Source organism: Streptomyces sp. NPDC051364 (assembly GCF_040682115.1).
In the GTDB taxonomy this organism is placed as follows: domain Bacteria; phylum Actinomycetota; class Actinomycetes; order Streptomycetales; family Streptomycetaceae; genus Streptomyces.
Window position 1 is genome coordinate 1 of the sequence record NZ_JBFBAH010000001.1, and the last position, 23,655, is coordinate 23,655.

Annotated in this window: 14 protein-coding genes; 7 read left to right on the forward strand and 7 right to left on the reverse strand. The window is 74.1% G+C overall.

Annotated features, from left to right (window positions below; all coding sequences use genetic code 11):
• Positions 1-419: 419 nt before the first annotated feature.
• Complete coding sequence (locus AB0M76_RS00005) at positions 420-956, reverse strand: MarR family transcriptional regulator (protein ID WP_134073164.1); 537 nt, start codon at positions 954-956, stop codon at positions 420-422.
• A 112-nt stretch (positions 957-1,068) separates the two neighbouring features.
• On the opposite strand from AB0M76_RS00005, the gene AB0M76_RS00010 reads away from it, so the two are divergent.
• Entirely contained in the window at positions 1,069-2,364 is a 1,296-nt protein-coding gene (locus tag AB0M76_RS00010; protein WP_365950727.1) for an MFS transporter, read from the forward strand.
• Between the two features lie 79 nt (positions 2,365-2,443).
• On the opposite strand, the gene AB0M76_RS00015 is transcribed toward AB0M76_RS00010, so the two are convergent.
• Entirely contained in the window at positions 2,444-4,201 is a 1,758-nt protein-coding gene (locus AB0M76_RS00015; protein WP_365951357.1) for an ATP-binding SpoIIE family protein phosphatase, read from the reverse strand.
• Between the two features lie 157 nt (positions 4,202-4,358).
• Positions 4,359-5,777, reverse strand: a complete 1,419-nt coding sequence (locus AB0M76_RS00020; protein ID WP_365950728.1) for an NAD(P)/FAD-dependent oxidoreductase — start codon at positions 5,775-5,777, stop codon at positions 4,359-4,361.
• Between the two features lie 342 nt (positions 5,778-6,119).
• On the opposite strand from AB0M76_RS00020, the gene AB0M76_RS00025 reads away from it, so the two are divergent.
• Positions 6,120-6,896 carry a helix-turn-helix domain-containing protein gene (locus AB0M76_RS00025; RefSeq protein WP_365950729.1) on the forward strand — a complete coding sequence of 259 codons (777 nt, stop codon included), beginning with the start codon at positions 6,120-6,122 and terminating at the stop codon, positions 6,894-6,896.
• Positions 6,897-7,144: 248 nt separating this feature from the next.
• Positions 7,145-9,172: a sigma-70 family RNA polymerase sigma factor gene (locus AB0M76_RS00030; protein WP_365950730.1), complete on the forward strand. Its 2,028-nt coding sequence runs from the start codon at positions 7,145-7,147 to the stop codon at positions 9,170-9,172.
• Here AB0M76_RS00030 and AB0M76_RS00035 read toward each other — a convergent pair.
• Positions 9,159-12,428, reverse strand: coding sequence for a BTAD domain-containing putative transcriptional regulator (locus tag AB0M76_RS00035; RefSeq protein WP_365950732.1), 3,270 nt, complete (start codon positions 12,426-12,428; stop codon positions 9,159-9,161). The two genes, AB0M76_RS00030 and AB0M76_RS00035, sit on opposite strands and share 14 nt — an antisense overlap.
• A gap of 544 nt (positions 12,429-12,972) precedes the next feature.
• A complete protein-coding gene (locus AB0M76_RS00040) occupies positions 12,973-15,162 on the reverse strand; it encodes an asparagine synthase-related protein (protein WP_365950733.1) in 2,190 nt (729 codons plus the stop codon).
• Between the two features lie 650 nt (positions 15,163-15,812).
• On the opposite strand from AB0M76_RS00040, the gene AB0M76_RS00045 reads away from it, so the two are divergent.
• The 4 genes from AB0M76_RS00045 to AB0M76_RS00060 all read left to right on the forward strand — a co-directional run bounded on the left by AB0M76_RS00045 (position 15,813) and on the right by AB0M76_RS00060 (position 21,108).
• Positions 15,813-17,405, forward strand: a complete 1,593-nt coding sequence (locus AB0M76_RS00045; RefSeq protein ID WP_365950734.1) for a sporulation protein — start codon at positions 15,813-15,815, stop codon at positions 17,403-17,405.
• Positions 17,406-17,601: 196 nt separating this feature from the next.
• Positions 17,602-18,822, forward strand: a complete 1,221-nt coding sequence (gene lhgO, locus AB0M76_RS00050; protein ID WP_365950735.1) for an L-2-hydroxyglutarate oxidase — start codon at positions 17,602-17,604, stop codon at positions 18,820-18,822.
• 174 nt (positions 18,823-18,996) lie between these two features.
• A complete protein-coding gene (gene trmB, locus AB0M76_RS00055; RefSeq protein WP_365951358.1) occupies positions 18,997-19,758 on the forward strand; it encodes a tRNA (guanosine(46)-N7)-methyltransferase TrmB in 762 nt (253 codons plus the stop codon).
• A 51-nt stretch (positions 19,759-19,809) separates the two neighbouring features.
• Complete coding sequence (locus AB0M76_RS00060; RefSeq protein ID WP_365950736.1) at positions 19,810-21,108, forward strand: PrsW family intramembrane metalloprotease; 1,299 nt, start codon at positions 19,810-19,812, stop codon at positions 21,106-21,108.
• Here the strand turns inward: AB0M76_RS00060 and AB0M76_RS00065 are convergent.
• Entirely contained in the window at positions 21,017-22,030 is a 1,014-nt protein-coding gene (locus tag AB0M76_RS00065; RefSeq protein ID WP_365950737.1) for a M23 family metallopeptidase, read from the reverse strand. The genes AB0M76_RS00060 and AB0M76_RS00065 overlap by 92 nt on opposite strands.
• 293 nt (positions 22,031-22,323) lie before the next feature.
• Entirely contained in the window at positions 22,324-23,478 is a 1,155-nt protein-coding gene (locus tag AB0M76_RS00070) for a PP2C family protein-serine/threonine phosphatase (RefSeq protein WP_365951359.1), read from the reverse strand.
• Positions 23,479-23,655 lie beyond the last annotated feature (177 nt).

Here is a 23,655-nt window from a genome sequence, read left to right on the forward strand (position 1 = left end):
ATCCACCGAAGTGGACGGGGTATCAACTTCTGGCGTTGATTTTTGGCACGCTGTTGAGTTCTCAAGGAACGGACGCTTCCTTTGTACTCACCCTCTCGGGCTTTCCTCCGGGCTTCGTTCTTCGTTTCCGACTCTATCAGACTCTTTCGGGCCTGACCCCCAGTCAGCGGGGTTTGCCTTCCGGGCTGTTGGGCCCTTCCGACTCCCTGAACTCTAGTGGATTTCCCGGTCGATTCATAATCGGCCTTCGGAAATTAATTCGGGCATGCCGAATTCGTTCCCGGTGGGAGATCGTGCTGAGTTGGGTGCCGCAACGAGGCGGCGGGATTCGTTGTCGCCAAAACCTTCCGGCTCAGGGACAACTCGAAGAACCTTACGGACCCGCGGGGCCGGTGTCAACCCCGCAGCTGGCGGGCCCGTCAGCTGCGCGACTGGAGGTCCTCCACGCGGTCCAGCAACCGGGTGAGCATGTCGCCCAGCACGCCGCGTTCCGCGGTGGAGAGGTCCTGGAGGAGGTCCTCCTCGAAGACCGTGGCCGCCCGCATGGCGTCGAGCCACTTGCTGCGGCCCTCGTCCGTGAGCTCCACGATCACGCGGACGCGGTTGGACTCGTCCCGCTCGCGCGTCACCAGCCCCTCCGCCGTCATGCGGTCGATCCGGTGGGTCATCGCCGCCGGCGTGAGGCCCAGCTGCTTCGCGAGCTCGCTCGGGCCCATCCGGTACGGGGCTCCGGAGATGACGAGGGCCTTGAGGACCTCCCACTCCGCGTTGCTGATGCCCAGTGCGGCGGTCTGGCGTCCGTACGCGACGTTCATGCGGCGGTTCAGCCGGCTCAGTGCCGAGACCACCTTCTCGACCTGGGGATCGAGGTCCTGGAACTCGCGCTGATAGACGGCGATCTGCTCGTCGAGGCTCGGCTCATGGACGGGCGCAGTGCCGTCGGGGGTGTCACCCATGGTTCGAAGTATCGCATGAGCCCGTTGGCGTCTAACTCCTTCGATGTGTAGAGTTAAGGATCGAAGTTTAGCTATGAAGTCTTCGGACTTCAGTTCTTAAGGCAGGTGAGAAGTGACCAAGGTGATGGGCGCTGCGATGCGGCGGATCCAGGCCGGCAACGCGTTGACCGCGTTCGGCATCGGTTTCACGGTTCCGTTCCTCTACATCTACGTGGCGCAGGTGCGAGGTCTGGGCTCCATGGCGGCCACGAGTGCGTTCGTGGCCTTCGCCGTGAGTGCCCTGGTCGCGCTGCCCCTCACCGGTCGGGTCATCGACCGCCGGGGTCCCGTCCCCGTGGTCATCGGTGCGGCCGTCGCCGCGTCGGCCGGCGCCCTGTCGCTCGGGCTCTCCACCGGCATCGTGCCGATCCTGCTGTCCGCCCTGGCGCTCGGCGCCGGGCAGGCCGTCATGCAGCCGGCGCTGGCCACGATGATCGTGTGGTGCTCGACCCCGGGCACCCGGACGCGCGCCTTCGCCCTGCAGTTCTTCATGCAGAACCTGGGCCTGGGCATCGGCGGCCTCATCGGCGGCCAGATCGTCGACGAGAGCCGGCCCGCCAGCTTCACCCTGCTGTTCGGCATCGAGGCCGTGATGTTCCTGGTCCTGGCCGGTGTCATCCTCACCGTGCGGATGCCGCACGCGCCGAGCATCAAGGACGCCGTGCCGCGGGACGAATCCCGGGCGGGCAGCGCGTGGAAGCGGCTGCTCGAGCACAAGGCCATGGTCAAGCTGCTGGTGCTGGGCTTCGTGATCTTCTTCGCCTGCTACGGGCAGTTCGAGTCCGGGCTCGCCGCCTTCGGTACCGAGGCCGCCGGGATCTCCCCGTCCACCCTCGGCTTCGCGCTGGCCGCCAACACCGGCGCGATCGTCGTGGCGCAGTTCGTCGTGCTGAAGCTGGTCGAGAAGCGCCGCCGGTCCCGCGTGATCGCGCTGGTCGGCCTGATCTGGACCGTCGCGTGGGTCATCGCCGGGTTCTCGGGCCTCGGGCACGGCAGCGCGATGATGGCCGCCGCCGCGTTCATCACGACGTACGCGCTCTTCGGCATCGGCGAGGCGATGCTGTCGCCGACCCTGGCCCCGCTGGTGGCCGACCTGGCGCCGGAGGGCTCCGTGGGCCAGTACAACTCCGCCTTCGCGCTGGTCAAGCAGATGGCGCTCGCCCTGGGACCGCTGGGCGTGCCGCTCGGTGCGGGGGTGCCGATGCTCTACATCGGGGTGTTCGTCGTGGTCTCGCTCGGGATCGCGTTGCTGGCGCTGCGGCTCGGCAAGCAGCTGAACCCGGTGCAGGACAGGCCGTCGCTGCTGAAGGGCGAGGCGGTGCCGGCGGTGGCCGTGAAGGTCGCCGAGCCGGAGCGCGTGCCCGCGTAGGGGATACGTGCCCGCGTCGGAGATATTCGGAGATATGAGGAAGGCCCGGTCCCCGTGGACCGGGCCTTTCCCCTACCCGCTACTTGACCGGCAGGGCGAACTCGCACCAGACGGCCTTGCCGCCGCCCGGGGTGCGGCGCGAACCCCAGGAGGAGGCGATCGTCGCGATGATCGAGATGCCGCGGCCGGTCTCGTCGGCCGGTTCGGCGCGCCGGCGGCGCGGGAGGTGGTCGTCCCCGTCGGTGACCTCGATGATCAGGCGGCGGTCGGTGCGGCGCAGCCGCAGCCGCATGGGCGGGGTGCCGTGCTGGAGGGAGTTCGCGACGAGCTCGCTCGCGGCGAGGACGCCGAGGTCGCACAGTTCGACCGGGAAGCGCCAGGAGGCGAGGACTCCGGATGCGAAGGCGCGGGCGCGCGGGGCGGCCTCGATGCCGCCGAGGAGTTCCAGGGCGGCGTTGTGGAAGAGCTCGGCGTCGGCGCCGGTGCGGGCGGGCTGCTGGAGGACCATGACGGCGACGTCGTCGTCGTGGTCGGCGTCGACACCGAGGGCGCGCATGAGGCGGTCGCAGATGACGGCGGGGGTGCCCTGGGCGCCGGAGAGGGCGCGTTCCAGGGCGGCGACGCCCTCGTCGATGTCCTCGCCGCGCCGTTCGACCAGGCCGTCGGTGTAGAGGACGGCGGTGGAGCCGGGGCCGAGCGCGATGGTGCCCGAGGTGTGCAGCCAGCCGCCGGTGCCGAGCGGCGGGCCGGTGGGGTCGGCTGCGCGGCGTACGGTGCCGTCCTCGTCGCGGACGAGGATCGGGAGGTGGCCGGCGGAGGCGTACGCGAGGAGGCCCTCGTTGGGGTCGTGGACGGCGTACACGCAGGTGGCGATCTGGCTGGCGTCGATCTCGGCGGCGAGCCCGTCGAGCAGCTGGAGCACCTCGTGCGGGGGCAGGTCGAGGCGGGCGTAGGCGCGGACGGCGGTGCGCAGCTGGCCCATGACGGCGGCGGCGCGGACCCCGCGGCCCATGACGTCGCCGATGACGAGGGCGGTGCGGCCGGCGCCGAGGGTGATGACGTCGTACCAGTCGCCGCCGACGGCGGCTTCGGTGCCGCCGGGCTGGTAGGTGGCGGCGATGCGGAGGTCGTCGGGCTGTTCGAGTTCCTGCGGGAGGAGGGAGCGCTGGAGGGTGACGGCGGCTTCGCGCTGGCGGCGCTCGCTGGCGCGCAGCCGTTCGACGGCTTCGGCGTGGTCGGTGACGTCGGCGAGGTGGATGAGGACCCCGGTGTGGTGGGGGTCGGTCCCGCTTTCGGTGTCGGCCTTGGGGAACTCGACGGGGGTGCAGGTGACCGTGTACGAGCTGGCGCCGCCGGGTGCGGTGCGGTTCTTGGCGGTACGGGGCTTGCCGCTGCGCTGGACCTGGTCGAGGAGCGGGAGGAGGCCGAGTTCGCCGAGTTCGGGGAGGGCCTCGTGGGCGGGTGCGCCGATGGGGCGGGGGCCGAAGCCCGCGGTGTAGGCGTCGTTGAGGTAGGCGACGCGGTGCTCGGGGCCGTGGACGAGGGCGACGAGGGCCGGGAGCCGGCCGAGGACCTCCCGTACGGAGAGCTCGTCGAGGGAGGGCACAGCGGCGAGGACGCCGGTGCCTGAGCCCGAGCCGGTGCCCGAGCCGCAGACCGTGGAGTCCGCGGGGTCGGCAGGGCAGCCGTCCGGCGCCGTTGCCGGGCGGGCGGCGGCGCCGCGGGCTGCCGGGACGGCGCCCTCACCCCGCTTGGCCTGGGCGGCGGCATGTTCGGACCGGGCGGCGGCGCGGCGCTGCGTTCCGGGAAAACGGGCGCTCCAGCGCGTGAAGTTCACTGCGTTCAAGCCTCGTGGTGTCGCAAGTGGTCGCTGTGCTTCTCGGGGTCGGTCGCTGGCCGGTGTCGCTCGGTGGATGTCACGGTGAATGTCACTGTGTGCAGGTGTGAGCCCACCTATGGTCACACGTCCAGTGTGGCCGACCGCACTGACAACGTCAGCCCTGGCTGTCTTTCGGGGGGTTGGGGGCGGGCGGGGGCGGGGCGTGTCTGTGGCCGTGTCCGGCGGCGAGTTCGAATTCTGCCCTGGGGTGTTCGAGGGAGCCGAGGGAGACGATCTCACGCTTGAAGAGGCCCGAGAGGGTCCATTCGGCAAGGACGCGCATTTTGCGGTTGAAGGTGGGGATCCGGCTGAGGTGGTAGGTGCGGTGCATCAGCCAGGCGGGGTAGGCCTTGAGCTTGCGGCCGTAGATGTGGGCGACGCCCTTGTGGAGGCCGAGGGAGGCCACGGAGCCCACGTACTTGTGGGCGTATTCGGTCAGGAGTTCGCCGCGCAGGGAGGCCAGCAGGTTGTCGGCGAGGACCTTGGCCTGGCGGACGGCGTGCTGCGCGTTGGGGGCGCATTCGACGCCGGTCTTGTCGGCGGTGATGTCGGGGACGGCGGCGGCGTCGCCGGCGGCCCAGGCGTGCTCGACGCCGTCGACGGTGAGGAAGGCAGTGCAGGTGAGGCGGCCGCGCTCGTTGCGCGGGAGGTCGGAGGCCGCGAGGACCGGGTGCGGTTTGACGCCGGCGGTCCACACGACGGTGCGGGTGGGGAAGCGGGCGCCGTCGCTGAGGACGGCGACGCGGTTCTCGCAGGATTCGAGCAGGGTCTCCAGGCGGACGTCGATGTTCCGGCGGCGCAGTTCGCGGATCGTGTAGACGCCCAGTTCGGGGCCGACCTCGGGGAGGATGTGATCGCTGGCCTCGACCAGCACCCACTTCATGTCCTCGGGTTTGACGTTGTGGTAGTAGCGGGCCGCGTAGCGGGCCATGTCCTCGAGTTCGCCGAGGGCTTCGACGCCCGCGTAGCCGCCGCCGACGAAGACGAAGGTGAGGGCGGCGTCGCGGAGGGCGGGGTCGCGGGTGGAGGAGGCGATGTCCATCTGTTCGATGACGTGGTTGCGCAGACCGATGGCCTCTTCCACGGTCTTGAAGCCGATGGCGTAGTCGGCGAGTCCCGGGATGGGCAGGGCGCGGGAGACGGATCCGGGGGCGACGACGATTTCGTCGTACTCGAGCTCCTGGGCGCCGGTGCCCTCGTCGGCGGTGGCGAGGGTGCTGACGGTCGCGGTCCGCTTGGCGTGGTCGATGCGCTGGACCTCGCCGATGACGATGCGGCACTTGCCGAGGACGCGGCGGAGCGGGACGACGACGTGGCGTGGGGAGATGGAGCCGGCGGCCGCCTCCGGGAGGAAGGGCTGGTACGTCATGTAGGGCTCGGGACTGACCACCGTGACCTCGGCTTCGCCGGCTCTGAGCTTTCGCTGGAGCCGGAGAGCCGTGTACATGCCGACGTAGCCCCCGCCGACGACGAGGATGCGCGTGCGGGGCGGGGTACCGGGGGCCGTGCCCCGGGAGTTAGCAGCCTTCACCATCCCATGACGCAACGTGGCCGGGAGTTTGTCCACAGGCCTGACACATTGTGTGACCGGAGGGCATGCCGGTACGGGGCTGTCGGACGGCCGCAGCGGGGATGGAGTTCCGCAGGTCAGGCAGTGCGGACGGGGTGATTCCGGTGGCTTGGATCGGAAAAGTGGGGGTGAATGCTCCGATCGGGCGGTGGTCCGTCCGGGGCTGCCTCTTCTGAATTGACTCTGGCTCAACTATGTTCGTATCTCGTCGAGGAGTAGGACCGGGGCCCACATGACCGTGGCCCGCCTCGGCGCGAAGGCGGGGAGTGTCTCCGGGGGGAGACAAATGATTACCGGGGGATACATATGAACATTTCCGATTTCCATGGTTCTGCGACCGCACTCTCGAGTGAGAGCGACGGTCGCCTGATGACAGGCGGCACCACGCACGGCGTGGGTCGCTCCACGCCGCTGCGCGTCGACGCCCAGCGCAACCTCGAGCACGTGCTGCGCGCGGCGCGCGAGGTGTTCGGCGAGCTGGGCTACGGGGCTCCGATGGAGGACGTGGCGCGGCGCGCCCGCGTCGGCGTCGGCACCGTGTACCGGCGCTTCCCGAGCAAGGACGTCCTGGTCCGCCGGATAGCCGAGGAAGAGACCGCCCGGCTGACCGAGCAGGCAAGGACCGCGCTGGGCCAGGAGGAGGAGCCGTGGCAGGCGCTGTCGCGCTTCCTGCGCACCTCCGTGGCCTCGGGTGCCGGGCGGCTGCTGCCGCCGCAGGTGCTGCGGGTCGGGCCGGCGGGCGAGGACGGCGTCGAGGACGCGGAGAAGGCGCGGGTTCCGCACCAGCGGCAGGCCGGCATGACCGGCGGCGGGGCTCCCGAGCTGCGCGTCGTGGGCTCGCGGGCTCGCGTCGAGGACGAGCCCTCGGAGGACGCGGGCGCGGGTGCGCTGCTCGAGGTGGTCGGCCGGCTGGTGGACCGCGCCCGGGAGGCGGGCGAGCTGCGCGGCGATGTCACGGTGGCCGATGTGCTGCTGGTGATAGCGACGGCCGCTCCGGCCCTGCCCGATGCGGCGCAGCAGGCGGCGGCTTCGTCCCGGCTGCTCGACATCCTGCTCGAAGGGCTGCGGTCCCGGACGGTCTGAGCCGTACGGGAGGCAGTCCTCGCGGAGGCCCTTGCAGGGGTGCATGCGGCTGCCCGCTCCACCCGCCGACCGGTTCGTCGAACGGTTCCCCGAACGGCCGCTCACTCGAAAGAGTGAGGGCCGGGTACGGGGATTGACCGGATGCTGCCCGGACGAGTGGATGGCGTGGAGAGGGGTTCGGCGCGCGCCCCCCGTGTGACACGCTTGAACGGTGTACCGGGTGAGTGTGTCGGGCGGGGGCTTCCGCGATGAGCGTTGACGGTCGGGAAGAGCCGCTCGGTGGTGTCGGCGCGTTCGGTGGTGCCGGCGGCGAGGCCGAGGCGACCGGCCCGGCCGAAGGCCAGGTCCCGGCCCAGCGCGAACCGCGCGGGCGCCATGCGGCGTCGAGGCGCTCCGGCGGCGAGCTGCCGCCGTCGGACGGCGAGTTGATCGCCCGGATGCGCGGGGGCGACGACGGTGCGTACGAGGAGCTGTTCCTCCGGCACGCCGATTCGGTACGGCGCTACGCGCGGACGTGCTGCCGTGACGGGCACACGGCCGAAGACCTGACCGCGGAGGTGTTCGCCCGGACGCTGCAGGCGGTACGGGGCGGGGCCGGGCCGGACCAGTCGGTGCGCGCGTATCTGCTGACGACGGTGCGGCGGGTCGCGGCGGCCTGGGCGAAGACGTCCCGGCGGGAGCATCTCGTCGAGGACTTCGCGGTGTTCGCGGAGCAGGCTGCCGCGGGGACCGAGGTCGGCGGCGGCATGTCCGGCCTGTCAGGAGACGACACCCTCGAACTGGGCGCGGACGTCCGGGCGATGCGCGGGGCCGAGCAGTCGCTGGCCATGCAGGCCTTCCGGAGCCTGCCCGAGCGGTGGCAGGCCGTGCTGTGGCACACCACCGTCGAGGACGCCTCGCCGAGTGCGATCGCGCCGCTGTTCGGGCTGAGCGCCAACGCGACGGCCGTGCTGGCCGGCCGGGCCCGGGAAGGGCTCAAGCAGGCCTATCTGCAGGCGCATGTGAGCTCGGCCCTCAGTTCGGGCGGGGACTGTGCGCGGTACGCGGACCGGCTGGGGGCGTATGCCCGCGGCGGGCTGCGGATGCGGGCGGAGCGGGGGCTGCGGGGGCACTTGGAGAAGTGCTCGAAGTGCCGGCTGGCGGCCGGGGAGCTCAAGGACGTCAACGCGGGCATTCCCGCGCTGCTGCCCGTCGCGGTCATCGGGTGGTTCGCCGCCGGGTACGCGGCGAAGGCGGCCGGGGTCGTGGCCGGCGGGGCCGTTGCCGCCGGGGGCGCGGGGGCTGCCGCCGCGGCCTCGGGCGGGTCGACCGCCGGGGCGGGTGCCGGGGCGGGTGCCGGGGCCGCCGGGGTCGGGGCCGCCGGTGGGACCGCGGGTGCCGGGGCCGGGGCTGCCGGGGCCGGGGGCGGCGCCGGGGGTGCCGGGTCCGGGGTCGGGGGCGCGGTGCTGGCCGAGGGGCTCGGGCTGCCGGCCAAGGCCGCCATCGCCGCCGGGATCGCGGTCGCCGCGGCCGCCGGGGTGGTGTTCGCGCTGGCCGGGGACGATCCCGAGCCGGGGGTCCGGGCGCAGCCCGCGCCGAGTGTGGCGGCGCCCGTGGTGCCGCTGGTCCCGGCTCCGCGCACCTCGGCACCGGCCGATGCGGAGCCGCCGGCCGCGCAGGGCTCCGTACCGTCCGCGCCGCCCACGACTCCCGCGCCGCCGACTCCCTCCGCGCCGAAGCCGAAGGCCCCGGCCCCGCCGGTGTCCCGGGCGCCCTCCCCGAAGCCCTCGCCGACGCCGAGCCCCGTACCGAGCCGGAGTCCGGCCGAGCCGTCCCCGTCTCCGTCCGTGCCGAAGCCCCCGCAGGGGTTCCGGCTGGCGCGGCTCGAACACGCCGCGTTCGGCGACCACAGCGGTCCCGAGCTGCAGACCTGGCGCAGCAGCTGGGTGTGGCAGCGGTGGGGGCTGCGGATCGCGGACCGGCGGTTCGCGCAGGGGATCACCGTGAACTCCCGTTCCTCGGTGGAGATCACTCTCAACCGGCAGTGCACGGCGTTTTCGGCGCGGGCCGGGGTGGACGACCTGTCCCTGTTCACCGACGGCACGGTGCGGTTCTCGGTGTACGCCGACGGGCAGCGGCTGTGGCGGTCGGACGCGCTCGGGTACGGGGATCCGGCCGCCGCCGTCGACGTCTCCCTGACCGGGCGCAAGACATTGCGGCTGGTGGTGGAGCAGGCCGGGCAGGGCAGTCTGCCGACCCTGTCGAGCTGGGCCGACGCCGTGATCAGCTGCCGGTGAGAAGGGTTACCACCTCGGCCGGGGAGAGCTCGGCGCCCGCCTCCTCCTCCTGCTTGTAGCGATCGGGGCCAAGCACACCACGGGTGTCGTCCGGGAGTCCGCCGACGGCGGCCTGTTCCGGGACCGAGCGCGGGTGGTCCGCCCGCCAGACGGTGGCCGCCGCGAGCACCCGTACGGCCTCTGCGCTGCGCCCGGAGGCGGCCAGCATGACGGCCGCGGTGTCCGCGAGCGAGGCGAGCACGCGCTCGGCGCAGTGCGCGGCGACGGAGGCGGCCAGGGCCGGCCCGAGCTTCGCGAGGCCGGCCTCGGGGCCGTGCGCGCGGGCGGTGAGGACGGCGTCGATGTTGTCGAGCCCGGCCTTGAGCTGCGGGGGCGCCGAGATCTTTTCGGACGCGGCGCGAGCCAGCTCGCACTCGGCACGGGCCCGCCCGAGGTCCCCGCGGACGAGGGCGAGCAACGCCGCGAGCATGCCGCCGTAGGCCCGGACGTCGTACACCCCGCCGTAGGGCTCGACTTCGCGGGCGACCTCCGCCAGCAGCTGTTCGGCGCGGTCGAAGTCCCCGGAGCAGAAGGCGGACTCGGCGATCCGGGCGATGGCGAAGGGCACCTCGGTGTGGGCCCCGACCTCGCGGGCGAGGCGCAGGCACTCCTCGTACTCGGCGCGGGCCCAGTCGTACCGGCCGCGGGAGAGCGCGACCTCGCCGGCGGCGCTCGCCACCTGGGCACGGGTCCAGCGGTCGCCGACGCGGTGGGCGATCTCGTGCAGTTCGGCGAGGTCGGCGTCGACGGACGGGAGGCCGCCGGTGAGGTCGATGGCGATGTGGGTGCGGAGCATGAGGGAGATGCCCAGTTCCCAGTCGCCGCCGTGGCGGCGGCAGTTGTCGACCGTCTCGGCGAGCCCGTCGCGGACGTCGCGGGTGTCACCGGAGAGGAACGTGGTCATCGGCCAGAGCATGCCGGGGAAGCGGGCGGTTTCGGGGCCGCCGTCCCGGAAGACCTGCTGGAGGTGGTCGGCGAGGGCGATGTTCTGCGGGGTGCGGAACTCCTCGGGCGCGTGGCCTTCGGCGAGGAGGAGGACGCGCAGCATCTGCGTGCGCATGAAGCGCCAGTACTCGGGGGTGCCCTCGAGCGGCTCGGCGGGCTGGGACTCCAGGACCCGCGCGGCCCATTCCGCGCCCTCGGTGCGGTAGTTGCGCAGCCACCAGAACCAGCCGAGGGCGAGGGTGAGGCGCAGGCCCGTCTCGGCGGCGCCGGTTTCGGTGGTGTGCAGGAGCGCGGCGCGGAGGTTGTCGAGCTCGGTCTCGATCCGGCGGATCCAGGGGAGCTGGGCGGCGCCGCGGAGGAGGGGTTCGGCCTCCTCGGCGAGGGCCAGGAAGTGCGCGGCGTGGCGGTGTGCGGCGGCGCTGCGGTCGGGCGCGAGTGCGGCCGCGCGTTCGGCGGCGTACTCGTGGATGGTCTCGAGCATGTGGTACCGCATGCCGCTGTCGCCCGGGCCCGGGGTGGCGAGGACGAGGGACTTGTCGACGAGGGAGCCGAGGACGTCGGCGACGTCCAGGGTGCCGTCCGTGCAGACGGCCTCGGCGGCGGGGAGGTCGCAGCCGCCGGCGAAGACGGAGAGCCGGCGCAGGACGGCGCGCTCGGGCTCGTCCAGCAGGTCCCAGGACCAGTCGACGACGGCGCGCAGGGTCTGCTGGCGGGGCAGGACGGTACGGGCGCCGCTGGTCAGGAGCCGGAACCGGTCGTCGAGGCGGTCGGCGATCTGGCGCGGGGTGAGCAGCCGCAGCCGGGCCGCGGCCAGCTCGATGGCGAGCGGCAGCCCGTCGAGGCGGGCGCAGATCTCGGCGACGGCGGCCGGGTCCTCGGCGGGGGTGAAGCCGGGGCGGACGGCGGCGGCGCGGTCGGCGAAGAGGCGGTGCGCGGGGTCGGGCGGCAGCGGGTCGACGGGGCGGACCGTTTCGCCGGGCACACCGAGGGGTTCGCGGCTGGTGGCCAGGATCCGGACGCCGGGGCAGTGGGTGAGGAGGCGCTCGGCGAGTTCGGCGGCGGCGCCGATGACGTGCTCGCAGTTGTCGAGGACGAGCAGCAGGCGGCGGTTCGCGCAGTGCTCGACGAGCTGGGCGGCGGGGTCGGCGGCGGCGGTCTTCTCGCGGGCCACGAGGGTGTTCTCGCGCAGGCCGAGGGCGCTGAGGACGGCGCCGGGGACGGCGGCGGGGTGGTCGAGGCGGGCGAGTTCGACGAGCCAGCCGGGTTCGGGGCGGGCGGAGGCGGCGTGCTCGGCGAGCCGGGTCTTTCCGGAACCGCCGGGTCCGGTGAGGGTGACGAGGCGGAGGCGGGCCAGGTCGGTGTGCAGGGCGGCCAGTTCGGGCTCGCGGCCGACGAAGGAGGTGAGGCGGGGGCGGAGGTTGCCGGTCGGCTCCGCCGGGGGTGCGGTTGCCGCCGGGGGCGCGGGGGGTGCCGGGGGCGCGGGGGGTGCCGGGGGCGCGGGCCGGAGCAGCTCCGCGTGCAGGGCGGCGAGTTCGGGCCCGGGGTCGGCGCCGAGGGCGTCGGCGAGGGTGCGGCGGGTGCGCTCGTATGCGGCGAGGGCGTCGGCGGGGCGGCCGGCCGCGCGCAGCGCGCGGAGCTGGTGGGCGCGCAGGGGCTCGTCGTACGGGTGCTCCTGGATCAGCGCCTCGATCTCCGGGAGGAGGGACGCCGGGTCGGCGGCGCCGCTGCGGAGCTCGGCGTCTATCCGGGCGCGGAGGGCGGCGGTGCGGTGCGCTTCGGGGGCGGCGGCGTGGGCGGTACGGGCGGGCTCGGGGAGGTCGGCGAGGGCGGGGCCGCGCCAGAGGGCGAGGGCGGTACGGAGGGTTCCGGCGGCGGTGGCGGGGTCGGCGGCCAGCTCCTGGGCGCCTTGGCGGGCGAGCCGGGTGAACCGGTGCAGGTCGATGTCGTCGCGGTCGGCGACGGCGAGGCCGTAGCCGCCGGCGGGGCCGGCGTGGACGGTGTGCCGGCCGCCGAGGGCCCGGCGGAGCCGGCCGACGAGGGCCTGCAGGGCGGCGGGGGCGTCCTGGGGCGGGGCGTCGCCCCAGACCTCGTCGACGAGGTCGGCGACGGAGGCGGTGGCGCCGGGGACGGCGGAGGGGGAGGCGCTCCGCGTGCCGACCGCGGCGCGGAGCGCGAGGGCGGTGAGGAGTGCGCGCAAGCGGGCGCCGCCGATGGGGAGGGGGGCGCCGGTCTCGTCACGGGCTTCGGTGACGCCGAGGATGAGATACCGCACCGGGCAATTCTGCCTTGCCCGTGGCCGGGGTGTACGGGGGCTTTCGGACGGCTGCGCCCGGGGTGCCGTCGGCGCCGGGTCGGCGGGCTGCCGGTGAGCCGGTGCGGCGCCGTTGCGGGGGCGCTGCCCCCGAGCCGCTGCGCCTCAAACACCGGCGGGGCCGGATCAGGTCGCAGGGCTGGACATGCCCAGTCGGCGGGATGCCGGTGAGCCGCTGCGGCGCCTTTGCCGGGGCGCTGACCCGGGCCCCGCGCCTCAAACACCGGCGGGGCCGGATCAGGTCGCAGGGCTGGACATGCCCAGTCGGCGGGCTGCCGGTGAGCCGCTGCGGCGCCTTTGCCGGGGCGCTGACCCGGGCCCCGCGCCTCAAACACCGCCGGGGCCGGATCAGGTCGCAGGGCTGGACATGCCCAGTCGGCGGGCTGCCGGTGAGCCGCTGCGGCCCCGTTGCCGGGGCACTACCCCCGGGCCCTGCGCCGCACACGCCGGCGGGGCCGGATTCGGGCCGGCTGGGGCCGGAGTTGCGCGGCGGGGCTGGATCGGGTCAGGAGAGGGCTGGGCGGGGGGTGGGGACGCCCTTGGGGACTGCTCGGCGGCGGGGGGTGGACGTGCCTGTCCAGCACGTGCCCCGGCGGGCCAGGAGGCGGCCCAGCCAGAGCTCCATCGAGACGAGCTCCGCGAGGCCGTCCAGGGGGACGGGACGTCCCTCCGCCGCGTCCAGCAGGGCCTGTTGGACCACCCGGGCCTCGATCAGGCCCGCGTCCGCCAGTAAAGGGGAACTGAACAAGGACAGGAGGGAGGACAGGGCTGCGCGTAGGCCCACGCGGGTCGCCGTTTCGTTCGGGGTGTGCGCCGTGGCGCCCCAGCCCGGCGGGAGTTCGCGTACGCCCGCCGACGACAGGACGCTGCGCAGGATCGCGGCCCGCGCACCGGGCTGGACGCGCAGGGATTCCGGGAGCGCGCGGGCGGCCCGTACGACCTGGTTGTCCAGGAACGGGGCGTGCAGGCGCTGGCTGCGGACCTCCACGGCCTGTTCGAAGACTCGGTGGTCCGCCGCGTGGCGGGTCAGCGCCGCTCGGGCCCGGGCCTCGCCGGGGCGCAGGGAGAGGGGCGGGCGGCCTGCGGCGGTGGCCAGGCGGATCGATACTTCCACCAGGGCCTCCCCCGTCAGCCAGCCCGCCGCCGGGCCCGGGCGGGACCAGGTCAGGGCGGCCAGCGAGGCGTCCACCGGGTTCGAGGTGCCCCCCTCGACGGCCCCTTCGCGCAGCCGGGCCGCCGCGGCCTCCATGCCCGCGCGGTACGGCGTACGGGCGAGCCGGCGGGCTGCGGAGTAGACGGAGAACGGGACCAGGAGGGACAGGGCGGAGTCGCCCGGCGCCGAGCGGGCCAGGGCGGCGACCGGGCGCAGCAGGTGGCGTCGGCGGCGGTCCATCAGGAGGTCGGCCAGCCGGGCGGGGTGCGCGTCGAGGACCTGGCGGGCGCCGTGCCCGACGAAGTGGTCCGCCGAGCCGGCCGCCAGCCGGCGCCGCTCGCGGGCGGCGGTGACGAGGGAGGGGCCGGGTTCGTCGGTGAGGGGGCCGTCGAGTTCCGCGTACGGGAGGGCTTCCTCGGCGGCGGCCACGACCACGTGGTGCAGCCGGGGGTTGGCGGCGATGGCCCGGGCGCGTTCGAGTTCGGCCTCGCGGCCCTGGGGGGTGGCGAGGTCGTTGAAGGTGACGGCGAGGAGGCGCTCGCCGGAGCGGTTGACGATCGTGCCGGGTGCGCCGGGGAGGCCGGCGGCGAGCAGGGCGAGGGTTGCGGAGGCGCTGCCTCCGGAGAGGTCGGCGCCGACGCCGGGGACCGGTGCGGGTGCGCCCCGGGCCGCGCGCCGGTCGGCGGGGCCCATTCCGGGCACCGGGCCGGGGTCGTGGGGCAGCGTGTCGGGGGCATGCCGCGGTGCCGTGAGCCGGGCGCGCACCGCATCCACCAATGCTTCCCGTACGCCCTCCACCGCGCGCTCGGGATCGGCCGCGGGCGCGGCCACCGCGAGGGAGGCCACCGGCTCGTACCCGGTGATCTCGCGCGAGCCCTCGCGCAGGATCAGCGCGTGCCCCGGCGGGATGCGCCGTACGCCGACGTACGGTGTGCCGTCGCCCAGTGCCTCCGGGCTGTCGGGGCAGGCCAGCAGGGCCGCGAGATGGCCGATGTCGAGCTGTGCCTCGATGAGGTCGGCGAGCGGCAGCGCGGCGGTGGCGTACGCGGTACCGCCGGCCCAGGGCGTGTAGAACACGGGCCGCGCGCCCGCGAGGTCGCCGACGACGGTGATCCGGCGGCCGGTCTGGACGACGGCGGTGTAGCTGCCGGACCACTGGGTGAGGTGGCGCAGGGCTCCGCCGCGGGCGGCGAGGAGCGCGCGCCGCAGCTCGGCGTCGGTGGCGCCGCAGCAGCCGAGGACGGCGAGCCGGGTGAACGGGTCTGCGGGGTCGGCGGCGAGGGTGCGGATCTCGTCGGGGCGCCAGTCGCCGACGGCCCAAAGGGGGTCGGGGTCTCCCCAGAGCAGTTGGGCGCCGACGGGCACGACGGTGCGTTCGGCGTCCTGGGCGGCCGGATGGTCGGCGTCCGCGATGCCGCCGGTCAGGGGTCCGTCCGGGCCGCCGTTCAAGGGGCCGTCGGAGCCGTGTCCGCCCTGGCCGGAGACCCGGCCGGCCGTGCCGAAGCTCGCGGCGATACTGCTCCACCCGACCAACCAGCGCACCGCCGCCTCCCCAGCCTGTGGGCAATTGACCGGGGCATGAACGGCTTGGTCAGCGCAGAGGGCGCGGCCGACGGGACCCCGGGTGGCTCGGGGTCCATGCTGCCACGAGACAGGCGTGCGGGAGTGACCGAGGAGGGCGCACGTGCAAACGAACACGCCTCGGTCACGCGGTATTTGGCGTTCCGTTCCCACCGCCCCATAGGTCGGTTTCGGCCATTCTTCGGCCGTACTGAGTGCCGTTGCGCGCGCTGGGGCGCCCGACCGCAGCGGCGCGCGGGCGCGGTCCGGGAGACGGGATTCGCCCCCCGGACCGTTCCGCCACCCGCGGGGATTGAGGTAGCGGCATCCCCCGGCCCGCCGGATCCACGCAGCGGGCCGACCCACGCACGGCACATCGAATCGCCGGGCCCGGTGACCGGCCAGAGCGCACGGGCGGGCGCACGGCCACACGCACGGAGCACGGGAGAGCACGTGCGCCCGCGGCGCGGGCCCCGGCCCGCCTGTGCAGGCGGACAACAATCCCGCCATACGGAAGTCGGGGCCTTAACGCTTGGGAGGCAGGGAACTACGCTGGGTTTACGAAATGCCGGGCAACTATGCCTCGGCGGCGTATGCGTTGTGTGCGTTCCGCGTGTGACGAGGGGTGGCGCATGTCCAGGGAGCTCCGCGAGCCCAACGAGAAGCTCGGCGCCGTCCTCACCCTCGCCGGCATCAGCAACGCCGGGCTGGCCCGGCGGGTCAACGACCTCGGCGCACAGCGCGGCCTGACGCTTCGCTACGACAAGACGTCGGTGGCCCGGTGGGTGTCCAAGGGGATGGTGCCGCAGGGCGCGGCCCCGCATCTGATCGCCGCCGCGATCGGCGCGAAGCTGGGGCGTCCGGTGCCGCTGCACGAGATCGGGCTGGCGGACGCGGACCCCGCGCCCGAGGTCGGGCTGGCGTTCCCGCGGGACGTGGGCGAGGCGGTGCGTTCGGCCACCGATCTCTACCGGCTGGACCTCGCCGGGCGCCGGGGCGGTGGCGGGATCTGGCAGTCGCTGGCCGGCTCCTTCGCCGTGTCCGCGTACGCGACGCCCGCCTCGCGCTGGCTGATATCTCCGGCGGACGGTTCGGTGGCGCGCGAGCCCGCCCCGCCCCGCGAGACCGTGGCGTCGCGCGAGCCGGTGGCGAACACGGCGCCCGCGGCCCCGGCGCAGGGGCCGACGGCCTCGCCGATGTCTTCGTCTTCGTCAACGGGTCTGCCCGCGCAGTCTTCGGGTGAAACGCCGCACGCCCCGCCCGCGCCGGTGCCCGCCGCCGTCGTGGGGCCGTCGGACCCGGCGCCGCAGCGCGTGGGCCACAGCGATGTGACCAAGCTGCGCGAGGCGGCCGAGGACGCGCGCCGCTGGGACTCCAAGTACGGCGGCGGGGACTGGCGTTCGTCGATGGTGCCCGAGTGCCTGCGCGTCGATGCGGCGCCGCTGCTGCTCGGCTCGTACAGCGACGACGTGGGCCGCGCACTGTTCGGCGCGACCGCCGAACTGACCCGGCTGGCCGGGTGGATGGCCTTCGACACCGGCCAGCAGGAGGCGGCCCAGCGCTACTACATCCAGGCGCTGCGCCTGGCCCGCGCGGCCGCGGACGTACCGCTGGGCGGGTACGTGCTGGCCTCGATGTCGTTGCAGGCCACGTACCGGGACTTCCCGGACGAGGGCGTGGACCTCGCGCAGGCGGCCGTCGAGCGCAACCGGGGGCTGGCCACCGCCCGCACCATGAGCTTCTTCCGGCTCGTCGAGGCGCGGGCGCATGCGAAGGCGGGCGATTCGGCGGCTGCCGGGGCGGCGCTGCGGGCGGCCGAGGGCTGGCTGGAGCGGGCGCGGGAGGGCGACCCGGATCCGACGTGGCTGGGTTTCTACTCGTACGACCGTTTCGCGGCGGATGCGGCGGAATGCTACCGGGACCTGAAACTGCCGCGGCAGGTGCGGCGCTTCACGGAGCAGGCGCTGTCGCGGCCGACGGAGGAGTACGTGCGCTCGCACGGGCTGCGGCTGGTGGTGAGCGCGGTCGCCGAGCTGGAGTCGGGCAATCTGGACGCGGCGTGCGCGGCCGGCACCCGGGCGGTGGAGGTCGCGGGCCGGATCTCGTCGGCGCGGACGACCGAGTACGTACGGGACCTGCTGCACCGGCTCGAACCGTACGGGGACGAGCCGCGCGTGGCGGAGCTGCGGGAGCGGGCCCGGCCGCTTTTGGTGGCCCCCGCGTAGGGCGTGTCGGGCGGATCGGGGTCGGACGGCCACTGCGGTGGGGTGCCTCCCGGCGGCGGCCAGGGGACATCGGTGGCCGACGTCGACCCGGCGAGGCGTGGTGCCGGGCGGTCCGGGCCGGGGCATGATCCGCCGGAGACCCCCTTAACACGTTGTCAGTGGCGGGGTGCAGTATGCAGGGGTGGGAGGTGGCAGCTTGGGCGGCGGCGTGGGCAGCGTGGGCAGGGTCGACTGCGATGTGCTGGTGATCGGCGGTGGCATCGTCGGCCTGTCGACGGCGCATGCCCTGGCGCAGCTGGCCCCGGGGACGCGCGTGGTGGTGCTGGAGAAGGAGTCCGGCCCGGCCCGCCACCAGACGGGCCGCAACAGCGGGGTGATCCACAGCGGGATCTACTACCGGCCGGGATCGCTCAAGGCGCGCTTCGCGGTGCGCGGGGCCGCCGAGATGGTGAAGTTCTGCGCCGAGCACGGGATCGCCCACGAGGTCACCGGGAAGCTGATCGTCGCCACCGGGCGGGAGGAGCTGCCGCGGCTGCACGCGCTGGTGCAGCGGGGTCGGGAGAACGGCATCCCGGTGCGCGAGCTGGGCCCGGCGCAGATCTCGGAGTACGAGCCGGAGGTGCGCGGCCTGGCCGCGATCCACGTCGGCACCACCGGGATCGTGGACTACGGGCAGGTGGCGCAGCAGCTGGCGGAGTCCTCCGGGGCGGAGATCGTGTACGGCGGGGCGGTGGATCTGATCTCGCGGCGGGCGTCGGGGGTGGCGGTCCGCACCACGTCCGGGCTGGTGGTCCGCTCCCGTGTCCTGGTGAACTGCGCGGGCCTGCAGTGCGACCGGGTCGCACGGCTGGCCGGGGACGACCCGGGGATGCGGATCGTGCCGTTCCGCGGGGAGTACTACGACCTGGCGCGGCCCTCGCTGGTCCGGGGGCTGGTCTACCCGGTCCCGGATCCGGCGTTCCCCTTCCTCGGCGTGCACCTGACGCGGGGGATCGGGGGCGGGGTCCATGTCGGGCCGAACGCGGTGCCGGCGCTGGCCCGCGAGGGGTACGGGTGGGGCGTGGTCCGGCCGCGGGACCTCGCGGACGAGCTGGCCTGGCCGGGATCCTGGCGGATGGCCCGGCGGCACTGGCGGTACGGGGTGGGCGAGATCCACCGGTCGCTGTCGAAGCAGGCCTTCACGGAAGCGGTACGACGGCTCCTGCCAGGGGTTTCGTCGGCGGACCTGGCTCCGGCCGGGGCCGGGGTGCGGGCGCAGGCCGTCCTGCGGGACGGGACGCTGGTGGACGACTTCCTGATCCGGGACGCGCCGAGGACGGTGCACGTCCTGAACGCCCCGTCGCCGGCCGCGACGGCTTCGCTCCCGATCGGCCGCGAGATCGCCCGCCGCGCCCTGACCACCCTCCGGGTGTCCTGACCCCGGTCGGGGTCCGGGGGCGGCCGGGCTCCGGGGGCGACCGGCTCCGGGAGTGGGGGCGGTGGGCGAGGGCCGCAGGCGGTGGGGGCGGGGTCGTAGAATCTGGGGATTGTGTCTGAGTCCCTCACCCCCCAGCCCAGCGCCCCGGAAGCCACGCCGGAGGCGAACTCCTACGTGCCCCCCAAGTGGCGGACCGAGCCCCGTTTCCCCGACGGGCCGGCCCCCGATCCGGCCGGCTCGCACCACGAGCGGCGGATCCGGAGCTTCCAGCCGCGGCGCAGCCGGGTGACCACCGGGCAGGGCGAAGCCCTGAAGCGGCTCTGGGGAGTCTGGGGGCTCGACATCGACGGGCATTCCGTCATCGACCTCGAGAAGATGTTCGACGGGCTTCCCGTTGTGCTGGAGATCGGCTTCGGGATGGGTGAGGCCACCGCACAGATGGCCGCCGCCGACCCCGCGACCGGGATCCTCGCCGCCGATGTGCACACCCCCGGCCAGGGGAACCTGCTCGCGCTCGCCGAGCGTAACGGGCTCGACAACGTCCGCGTCGCCAACGGTGACGCCATCATCCTGCTCCGCGAGATGCTGCCTGCCGACTCCCTCGCCGGGCTCCGCGTGTACTTCCCGGACCCGTGGCCCAAGGCCCGCCACCACAAGCGGCGGCTGATCCAGCCCGAGTTCCTCGACCTGGCCGCCACCCGCCTCGCCCCCGGCGCCGTACTGCACTGCGCGACCGACTGGGAGCCGTACGCCGAGCAGATGCTCGAAGTGCTCACTGCTCACCCGGAGTTCGAGAACACGCAGGCGGACGGCGGCTACGCGCCGCGGCCCGGCTTCCGGCCGCTCACCCGTTTCGAGGGACAGGGCCTCGACAAGGGTCACGTCGTGCACGATCTGCTCTTCGCCCGCCGCCACCAGGCGCCCCCGAACGAGTAGAGAACCGCCATCGTCACTCCTCGTGTCAGAGTGGCTCGCTAGAGTCATCGTGTGTTCCGAGCGCTCCCTGGTGTCCGTACGTGCGTGCTCGCCGTGCTGTCGCTTTCGGGGCTGGCGATCCTCGAACTCGTGCGGGAGCAGACCGGTACCGCGGGGTTCTTCGTCGGCCTCGGGCTGGCCGTGCTGCCGGTGCCGCTGCTCATGGCGGCCTTCCGGTGGCTCGGCCGGGCTGCGCCCTGCCCCTGGGCGCAGCTGCTGTTCTGCTTCGGCTGGGGCGCCTGCACCGCGGCCCTGATCGCGATACTGGCCAACGACTTCGCGACGGAGTGGATAACGGCGGCGACCGCCGATGCCTCCGCCGCCGACCGGCTCGGCTCGGTGGCGGTCGCCCCGGTGGTCGAGGAGAGCGCCAAGGCGGCGGCCCTGCTGCTGGTGTTCGTGTTCCGAAGGCGCCAGTTCACCGGCCCCGCGGACGGGTTCGTGGTGGCCGGGTTCACCGCCACCGGCTTCGCCTGCACCGAGAACGTCCTCTACCTCGGCAATGCCTTCGGCGAGGACCTGGAGAGCGGCGCCGCCCCGCTGGACTCGGTGACGGCCGCGACCTTCTTCGTGCGGATCGTGGTCTCGCCGTTCGCGCACCCGCTGTTCACGGTGCTCACCGGGCTCGGCTTCGGCGCGGCCGCGCTCGCTGCCGGCCGGCTGCGCCGGATCGGGCTGCCGCTGCTCGGGCTGCTGACCGCGATGGGCCTGCACGCGCTGTGGAACAGCTCCTCGCGGTTCGGGGAGTACGGGTTCTACGTGGTCTACGGCTGCGTGATGGTCCCGGTGTTCGGGCTGCTGCTGTGGCTGGCCGTGCGGATAAGGCGGCGCCGGCTGCGGGCCGTCGCCGGGGAGCTGGCGGTGTACGCGGCCGCGGGCTGGCTGCGGCCGGCGGAGGTGCCGGCCCTGGTGTCGATGCCGGCCCGGTCGCTGGCCCGTGCGCTGGCCCGGAGCACCGGGGGCCGGGCGGCGGGCCGGGCGGTCGCCCTGTACGAGGCGGACGCGGCCGCGCTGGCCCTGCTGCGGCACCGGGCCCGGCAGGGCGGACCTGCGCGGGAGCCGGATTTCGCCTGCCGGGAGCGGGAGTTGCTGCGCCGGCTGTGGCTGCGCAAGGCGACGGCGGGGCCCGCCCTGGCCCGGGCGGCGGTCCTGGAGGAGCTCCTTCCGCCGCGGCCGGTCCCCGTGCCGGTACCGGCCGAGCGGGTCCTCGTACCGCCCGCTAGACGCTCAGGCCCTTGGACTCCAGCCACGCCAGCGGGTCCATCGTCGAGCCGCCCTTGCGTACTTCCAGGTGGAGATGGGGTCCGGTGACGTTGCCGGTGGCGCCGACGCGGCCGATGGTCTCGCCGGCGCCGACCGAGCCGGAGGTCACCGACATCGAGGACAGGTGGCAGTACCAGATCTCCGTACCGTCCTCGAGCTCGAGCACGATCCGGTAGCCGTACGCCCCGGACCAGCCGGCCGAGGTGATCTTCGCGCCGGCGACGGCCTTGACGGGGGTGCCGGTCGGGGCGGCGAAGTCGAGGCCGGTGTGGTGGCCGGAGGACCACATGGAACCGGCGTCGCCGTAGTGCGAGGTGAGGGTGTAGGCAGAGGTGGGGAGGGAGTAGCTGCCGGCGAGCTTGGCGATCCGCTCCTGCTCCGCCTTGGCCTCGGCGGCCTCCTTGGCCTCCTTCTCGGCGGCCACGCGGGCGTCGTCGGCCTCCTTCTGGGCGGCCTCCCGCTGGGCCTTGGCCTCCGCGGCGGCGGCCTCCTGCGCGGCGCGTTCGGCCTGCGCCCGGTTCTGGGAGTCGGCGGCGCTCTCCTGGGACTCGGCCTGCTGGAGGATGCGGCCCACCAGGGTCGCGCCGGCGTCGCCGTGCCCGGCGGCCTGCTGCGCGATGATGCCGGTCGGCTTCGTGGCGGCTCCGGCGTCCACCGCGGGGCCTTCGGCGTCCGCGTGCTGCCCGTCGCCCCCGGCGCCGCCCAGCCCGAAGTCGGGCAACGAGGGTATGGAGATGGCGACTTGGGGCCGGTCCTGCGCGGTGGCGATGCCGCTCGCGCCGACCGCCGCAATGACGCCGACGCCGAGCACGGTGGAGCTGCGGGCAAGTCCCCCGCGCTGCTTGACGACCCGGTGCTTGCCGCGGGGCGGGCGGGCGGAGTCCTCGGTGGGGTTCCATTCACCCCAGGCGCCCGCGTTGGGCGCTTCCTGGAGCTCGATGCCTTCGGGGGCAGGCGAGTTGGAGGCCACCGGGCCACACTCCTCATGGGGACACGCACGCGCACGGCGCCGCCTCTTGCGACGGCTGGGACGACCGCGCTGCGTTATCGAACGGTAATAGACGGAGGGGAGTGATTCCAAGCAGTTGCGATTGATCGTTAACGGCAATCAGCCACCCTGCGCGCCGCTTTGGCCACCACTAATGCCACTTAAGCGGATTAACTCGGGCAAAAATAAACCAAGATCCATATCTCTTCGGCCACATCTGCGTCTTGACGCGCCGTCATAAACCTTGCAGAGCGCACTTTTTCACTTACACACAGTCACGGAGTGACCACGGGTACGGTGCGCCGCCGATCCGGCTGACCCGCCTCCGGCCGGCCCACCGCGAGGAGCGCCATGTCGTCCGTCGTGCCGCCGCCCGTGTGCCGGCGCACATCGCTGCTGAGCGCGCCGAGCAGTTCGCCGGGCCCGGGGAAGACCCGCCCGTTCAGCCGGGCCGCCGGATCGTAGAAGACCCCCGCCGCGTCCCGGGCCTCGGTCAGCCCGTCCGTGTACAGCAGGAGGGTGGCCCCGGTCGGGAAGGCCCACTCCTCGACCCGGTCCGGCCACGCCTCGGCCAGCTCCCCCATCCCGAGCGGCAGCGCGGGCTCCGCCGGGGCGAGGACCACCAGGCGTCCGTCCGCGTACAGCAGCAACGGCTCGGGGTGGCCCCGGTTGACCAGGCGCAGCACCTGGGCTCCCGCCGGGATCTCGCCGAGCACGCAGGTCGTGAACCCCTCCACCGCGTCCAGGCTGTCGCGCCGGGTGCCCTCCCGGGCCAGCGCCCGTTCCAGCCGCTGCGCCAGTCCCTCGAGCGTGGGCTCCGTCTCCGCCGCCTCCCGGAAGGCCCCGAGGACCACCGCCACGGCCTCCACCGCGCCCAGCCCCTTGCCCCGTACGTCGCCCACCGCCAGCCGCACTCCGTACGGGGTGTCCTGGACGGCGTACAGGTCCCCGCCGATGAAGGCGTCCGCCTGCGCGGCCTCGTACCGGGCGCAGACGTGCAGGCCCGCGATGCGTTCGGCGGGCTTCGGCAGTACGGCGCGCTGGGCGGCCTCCGCGATCCCGCGCGCCGAGGCGAGCTGCTCGCCGCTGCGCCGTACGACCCGGTTGATCAGGACGGCGAGCCCGGAGACGGTCACCACGGTCACCAGCTCGGTCAGTGCCTCGACCTTCCAGATGGTGCTGTTGAGGATGTGCAGCAGGAGCACCGCGAGCGAGGCCAGCATGCCGGTGAGGACCGTGATCAGGATTGAGGACAGCGGGGCGGCGATCAGCGGGGCCGCGGAGAAGAAGGGGGACCCCGTGTAGCTGGGCGGGGTCAGGACGTCGAAGGCCAGTCCGACCGCGATCAGCGCGGCCGGGAGCACGCGGACCACTCGGCGGGCCGCACCGTTGCCGGTGCCACCCGCGTACTCGCCGCCCTGCTGCCCCAGGCCCACCACGCTGCTCTCCTGCCCGGTCCCTCATACGGGTGCGGGCCGCTGCCGCCTCGCCCCTCAAGGCTGGCCGCAGCAGGGGCTGTACGGCGACCCGGCCCGGGCCGATCGGGTGAGGGCGGGCCGGGAACACGACGAAGGCCCGGTTCCCCAAGGGGAACCGGGCCTTCGTAC